Here is a 1021-nt window from a genome sequence, read left to right as displayed (position 1 = left end):
TAACCTACTAACGGGGCGCTATAAAGACTCGGCATTAGGTAAAACCTTTAAACGACTAGCTGATGACGTCAACGAACGCCGCAAAGTGAATGAAGATTATACGCCCGTCATTATTTCTGATTTTGAACTGGAACATGGTCGACAAGTCGCTTGGCTTGGTGCACCTATCGTTCAGCAAGGCTATTTGCACAGCTATGCTATGTTCCGTTTACCAAACAACGGCATTACCAAGCTGATCGCAGATAAGAACCGTGAATCGTCCATCAACACTCTACTGGTCGGCAGCGATCAGCAACCACGTACGATTAATACCAAGCAAGACAGTATTCAAAACAGTCTTGAAGTCATCGATAAAGCTTTAGCGGGACAAACCGACGTTGGCACCTACACCAATGGACTTGGCGAAGAAATTATCGCTGCATTTGCCCCAATTCAAACACGCGGCATTACATGGGCGCTCGTGGTTCAACTTCCAGAAAAGGAGGCGTTTTCACGCATTCATCAACTGGAAAAGCTCTTCGTTATCGCCATGCTAATCGCGATCATTCTTGTGGTGATTGCATCGCATTATTTGTCCAACTTCATTACATCACCACTGCTGAAACTGACTTGGGCAGCGGAGAAAGTATCCGCTGGCGACCTCGACGAAACGACATTCAATACCGAACGTAAAGATGAAATCGGTCGCTTGGCTATCAGCTTCGAACGTATGCAGCGCTCGATTCGAGAAAAAATCCAAACCATCAAACAGCAAAACGAAGAACTTGAAAGCAACATCAAGCTGATTCAGAAGCAAAATGATGAGTTGCAACTGGCTGATAAACTGAAAGATGAGTTCCTCGCAACAACCTCGCACGAATTGCGTACACCGCTACATGGCATGGTTGGGATAGCAGAAACCCTTGTGTCAGGAGCAAATGGAGTCATTCCCGCCAGTCAAAAATACCAACTTGATATCATTATCAAAAGTGGTCAACGCTTAGCTAACCTCGTAGACGATTTATTGGATTACCACAAAATG

Annotated in this window: 1 protein-coding gene; it reads left to right on the top strand. The window is 45.2% G+C overall.

Annotation, left to right across the window (positions count from 1 at the left end; genetic code table 11):
- The coding region (locus R7P72_RS26200) for a histidine kinase dimerization/phospho-acceptor domain-containing protein (RefSeq protein WP_318111192.1) at nt 1-1021 on the top strand (1021 nt) is incomplete at both ends.

Origin of the sequence: Vibrio sp. Vb0888 (genome assembly GCF_033338835.1) — a bacterium.
GTDB classification, from domain to species: Bacteria; Pseudomonadota; Gammaproteobacteria; order Enterobacterales; family Vibrionaceae; genus Vibrio; species Vibrio alginolyticus.
Note: the sequence above shows the minus strand (reverse complement) of the source record. Positions and strands in the feature narration are given on the sequence as shown.